This is a genomic window from Candidatus Buchananbacteria bacterium CG10_big_fil_rev_8_21_14_0_10_42_9, from assembly GCA_002773845.1.
Classification (GTDB): Bacteria; Patescibacteriota; Patescibacteriia; order Buchananbacterales; family 21-14-0-10-42-9; genus 21-14-0-10-42-9.
The window spans coordinates 1-5,088 of sequence record PEZZ01000013.1 but is presented as its reverse complement, the minus strand read 5'-3'; the positions used below and the strand labels follow the sequence as shown (position 1 = coordinate 5,088).

5 protein-coding genes are annotated in these 5,088 nt (G+C 42.3%); 1 reads left to right on the top strand and 4 read right to left on the bottom strand.

Annotated elements, in window-relative coordinates:
• Positions 1-389: 389 nt before the first annotated feature.
• Positions 390-701 (bottom strand): hypothetical protein, encoded by a 312-nt coding sequence (locus tag COT81_02010; protein ID PIS05274.1) that lies wholly within the window; start codon positions 699-701, stop codon positions 390-392.
• On the opposite strand from COT81_02010, the gene COT81_02005 reads away from it, so the two are divergent.
• On the top strand, positions 682-1,182 hold the full coding sequence (locus tag COT81_02005; protein PIS05273.1) for a hypothetical protein: 501 nt from the start codon (positions 682-684) through the stop codon (positions 1,180-1,182). The two genes, COT81_02010 and COT81_02005, sit on opposite strands and share 20 nt — an antisense overlap.
• Here COT81_02005 and COT81_02000 read toward each other — a convergent pair.
• From COT81_02000 to COT81_01990, 3 genes are all read right to left on the bottom strand, one after another.
• The gene (locus tag COT81_02000; GenBank protein ID PIS05272.1) at positions 1,171-1,584 is read right to left on the bottom strand and encodes a hypothetical protein; all 414 of its coding nucleotides are present in this window, start codon (positions 1,582-1,584) and stop codon (positions 1,171-1,173) included. The genes COT81_02005 and COT81_02000 overlap by 12 nt on opposite strands.
• A 107-nt stretch (positions 1,585-1,691) precedes the next feature.
• Positions 1,692-2,516 (bottom strand): MBL fold metallo-hydrolase, encoded by an 825-nt coding sequence (locus COT81_01995; protein PIS05271.1) that lies wholly within the window; start codon positions 2,514-2,516, stop codon positions 1,692-1,694.
• 131 nt (positions 2,517-2,647) lie between these two features.
• Positions 2,648-4,930, bottom strand: a complete 2,283-nt coding sequence (locus COT81_01990) for a hypothetical protein (GenBank protein PIS05270.1) — start codon at positions 4,928-4,930, stop codon at positions 2,648-2,650.
• Positions 4,931-5,088 lie beyond the last annotated feature (158 nt).

The following is a 5,088-nucleotide window of genomic DNA, read 5'->3' as shown; positions in this document are numbered from 1 at the left end:
AGCAGTATTTGCCAGAAAGCATCAACAAGTATTAACAATTAATAATTACATATCCATTAGAGTGTAGACAAAGTTTACAAAAAAATGGGTACCCGCCAGTGTCCGGTACTATCAATTCAAATCAGAATAAATGCTACCGTGGAGAGCTATCACTTGTGAGCAAAGAAACAACCTATCACGACAGGCCGTGCCGGATTAACTAAAAAGATTAGTATCCAGAATTTGCCGCCAAAGAAAAACTTGAAATTGTCAAAGTTCAGGATTTCGGTTCGGAATTTTTGGCCAAACCCTCGCCGCCTGTGGCGGCGAAATGCGTCCGAACTATCTTCAGAATAGACCACAAAAACGAAAACACTTCATGTTGTATGAAGTGTTTTTGTTTTTTGATTTCAAATTGGGAATTGAACGAGAGGGTGGCGGGAGAGATGCTCTCCCGCATTGCCGGGGGTGACAGGTCGCCATAGGCGACCGCCAGAGGGGCGCCTGCCCGTCCGAAGCTTCGGCATAGGCGGGGAAGCCCCTATGGGGAGGAGTGAAAGCTCCGACTGAGATTCCCCCTTTAACCCGTCCGTAGCTTTTCGCCCTTCCGAAGCTTCATGCGGAGGAGGGTAGCGAAGGAGGGTGGGGTCGCCTGCAAAAACGTCCTCAAGATTTGAAGGCGTTTTGTGATATACTGTTCTTATGAAAGACTTTATTTTCATTGCTGGTGCACCTGGAAGTGGTAAAACTACCATAAGTAAACTACTTGCTGAAAAGCTTGGTAGTTTCGTAATTGATTTTGGTAAGTTACGTGAGTTTCACTTAAAACCTGACTGGTCAAATGAAAGCGCCGAGGAAGAGGAAATGTCATTTGAAAATTTGATTTTTATTCTTAAAAATTACAACCAGCGCGGTTATAAAAATGTTATTGTAAATGATTTACAAGATTTTAGAATTCAACAAATCCCAAAACTGTTATCAAAAATTAACTTTGTTATTTTTTCACTTATTGTTAATGATAATGCTGAGCTAAAAAAACGAATTGAGTCGGAAAGAGAAAGCGGATACAAAAATGTTGAAAAGGCGCTGAAATGGAATGGCGAATTAACCAAAAGGCCAGAAATTAAAAACGAATACAAAATTGATAATACCACCAATGCTCCCCAAGAAACGCTAACTAAGTTACTTCCTCTACTTAGTTGAAATACTATTTCGCTCTTTCGCGTACCGTTCGTAGGCTTCTTTGTCGCCGTAGGGCAAGAAGTTTTTTTGGTGGGGCAAGGGTATTCCCCTTTTGTGCATTATACCGCACCAATATTTTTCGGTTTCGCCGGCAATCACGCTGGCATATTTCAACAGGCCGTTGGCATAGCCGCAATAGGCGCAGTTTAGTTTTTGTAAAATATTCAAGTACCGCAACTTATGCCGGTCAATAATGATGTATTGCGAGCGCTTGACGTACGGGATGCCATAAATTGGGAAACAAACGCGATGATAAATTTCAAAACAAATATCTAAAAATACGAGCGGGATAATCATGGCGTAAATAATCGGCGCAAAAAGCAAGTGCGTAAACCAACGCGCTGGATAATGAATGTTTTTCATAAAAACTGACTACATTATACACTACTTACCTTACAAATTCATTAACAAAAGACCCCCAGGTTTGGGGGATCTTTTGAGATCCTTCGGCCGCGCTCAGGATGACAGTATTAAGATTCCGAGTACCAGTTAAGCAATAGTACTTCAATATTTGGATCACCGGCATTAACGAGTTCTTTAAACTTGTCTACATCGCTAAAGCCGTCCGGGGTACGATAATGATACGGATAAACCTGCTTTGGTTTGAATGCTAAAACCGCATTGGCCGCTTCTTCCACGTCCATGGTATAGGGCAAATTCATCGGCACAAAAGCAATGTCAATATCTTTTAAGTTTCGCATCTCTGGGATTCCAGCGGTGTCACCCGCGATATACACGCGCGTGCCGTTTCGCTCCACGACATAACCGTTGCCCCTGCCTTTGACATGAAACGCATCGTCAGATTCTGGCAAGTTGTACATTGGAATTGCAGTCACCGTGAAATCAAGCTGCGGGAATGCATCGCCGTTATCCATCACTACTGCGCGGCTGGCTAAAGGTTCAGGGCGTTTGCCGGGTGTCGCTGGCAGCATATCAGCCACTGCTTGCGGTACAACTAAAGTAGTTTCATCGCCAACCACATCTTCCAAGGTATCAATATCTAAATGGTCGCCATGAATATCAGTAATTAAAATAAAATCTGGCGCCGGCTGGCCGCTAAAAGCTTCAGCTCCGCCGACTGGGTCGGTATAAATCACATGCCCGCCCCACTCTAAAACCATGGTGGCGTGCGAAATTGGAGTAATTTTTACGTCTGATTGCGTTTGTGTTTCTGGCATAGCGGTATCTGGTTGTTGATGCGTTACTACTGGTTTTTCTTCTTGTGTTTTAGTGTAGTAAAAAAAGAGTCCGCTGGCAATTGCGATTAGGATGAGGGTAATAAGTATGTTTTTCATAACGCGATATTTAATTATCAGGTTTTTTAGTATAGCAATAAACCAAGGCCGTGTCGATGATGACAAATACAAAACCTCCGCTCAAGCGGAGGTTTTGTGGATTCCCATCCGAGGCGGGAATGGCGTTGTTGTTAGAGCGTGTCGCCTAATTCGTAATAATCAAGATGCGTTTGGGAAAGCGTCATCACTTCCGGCCATTCGTAGCCAAGCTCTAAAAAGCGTTCGGCCGACGGGATTAAGTTTTTAGTGCCAAGCTGGTAGTTTAATTCATATACAGTACCATCGGTTGGTGATTTAACAACCTCTACTAACGGATACGGCCGCAGATCCAACGGGTCAATCGTGATAATTTCGCCCCAATCGTTTTGTTGATACGACACAAAGGCGGTCGGAGACGGGATCGGAATTTTCAACCATTTAGTTTGATCAATGTAATAAACAGTTGGAGCGTCAGGTGTTTTCACAAGCCAAGCCCCGATGATACTATCAAATTCAGCTTGCGAGATATCTTCCACGTCGGCTAAATTATAGCCGTAATTTGCGAATGCGGTTGGGCCTGAAATATATAACTTTTTGCCCCCATACACTGCGTAAATGTCCGGTTGGCCGGCCACACGAATCAATCTTTCGGCCTTGGTGTAATCACTCAATGAACTACCCAAAACTTGACCGCCGCCTAAGGTGCCAGAACTGCCAGATAAATTTCCGTTAACACCGCCGATGCTTCCGCCAACGCCCGAGCCAATGCCGGTAATTTTATACAAACCTTGATTATAAAGTTGTTCAATATCAAACGCTGACAACGCGTAATTGTAAACGCGGATTTCATCCATTGAGCCGTCCAAATACTCAATATCATTTACCCCGTTAGCACCAATACTAATGTCTTGAGCAGAATTAGCAATGGTAAAAACGTCGTCTTTGCTCGCCACCTCAACTCCATTCACATAAAGCCTCATGGTTTGACCATCATAGGTACCGGCCACAAATTGCCAGGTGTTTAAAGCCAGCGGCGCATTAGACGTGTCTAAAGTATGCCAACGCCCGCCAATCGGTTGGATAGCAATGCGCAAACCGCCAAGACCAGTGGCTTGCAATAACTCATAAGAATAATGCTTAGACACGATTTTTCCAAAACGGGTAAAGGAATCAAGATTGACCCAAGCGGCCATAGTCACTTGATTATCATTCATATTTAAACTGGATCGGTGTGGCACTTTGACAACATCATTAACCCCATCAAAATCCAAATAACTATTATTATTTTCTTTTTGCCACGTCGCCCCGCTAATTGAACCGTCGTTATTCAAACCAGAGCTATCGTAAGCGATGTTACCAAAGCCGCTATCAAAATTTGAGTACAAAACCAATTGCCCGCTACCTGTGATTGTATCTTCAGTAAATTGGCTTGGCCCGCTAAAATTATCAACACCTAACACTTGGCCTTTGGTTTTGAAGCTGCCTTGATATTCAACTCGCTTAAAGAAAACATCGGTGGCGTGAATTTTAAAATTGTAATTCGTACCAGTTTCTAAATTCGTCAGTTGTATTTGTTGATCAATGCGTCGCGGCTTTGGGCAATCAACGTTCCGGCCAAAACCACGGCTGGTGCCATATTCAATGCGGCAATCAACTAAGTGATTAGTACGAAAACTAATAATAGCTGAAGTGTCTGAAATGTTTGTATCGTTGACAGAAGCTGGCCGCACATCGGATATGACTAAATCTTCATTTTCAGCGCGAAGATGAGGAATGGTAGTAAAAGTTTTATCTTGCCACAAACTTTTGTTATTATCCTCATCGCGAGAACCGACCTTATAGTGATAAATCCGCCCCGGTTGTAAATTTCTAATAGTTAAATCATGATACAAACGACGGTTACCATCTCCAATGCTTGCGCCGTACTCATCAGTTAGGCCATAAATGATTGTTGAATCAGCCGGTTCGCTAGTTACCCATTGAATTGTAGCGGTGGTGCCAGAAACATAAACGGTTCGAACATCAGAAATAATCGGGGATTGAGAATCAAACCTTTCTTCAGTTTCAAAAATTTGATCAAAAGTTTCAACCTCTTGGTCGGCGGTTTGAGAAATTATTCTAAAATGATAAACCGTATCCGGCACCAAATTAGTTAACCGAAATTCGTGCGCCGTATTTAATTTGTCACTTATTAAAAAATAACGATAATTTGTGTCGTTATTAAAAAACTCATCCGGCTCAAATTCAACCCTGGCATTGGCCGAAAAATTTGTATTCCAAGTAATAACCGCGGTGTCATCCTCGGCCTCCACAGAAATATTAGAAATGGTGAGCGGTAAGGCAGCTAAAAGCGGCGAAAATTGCAAAAAATTAGCTAAAATTAGCATAATAATTAACAACTTCGCAGTTACTTTTTTTGTTAATAAATTATTCATATTTGCCTTAATTTTCTAAGCAATATTGTAGAATACCAAATTTTCATGATTTTGTCAAGACTCCCCGGTAATGTGCACACACATATTGCACTTTTTGCTACTCTGGGGGCATATGTCAAAAACTATGCCCAAATCAACCAAAGAAGAAAAGTATCGTT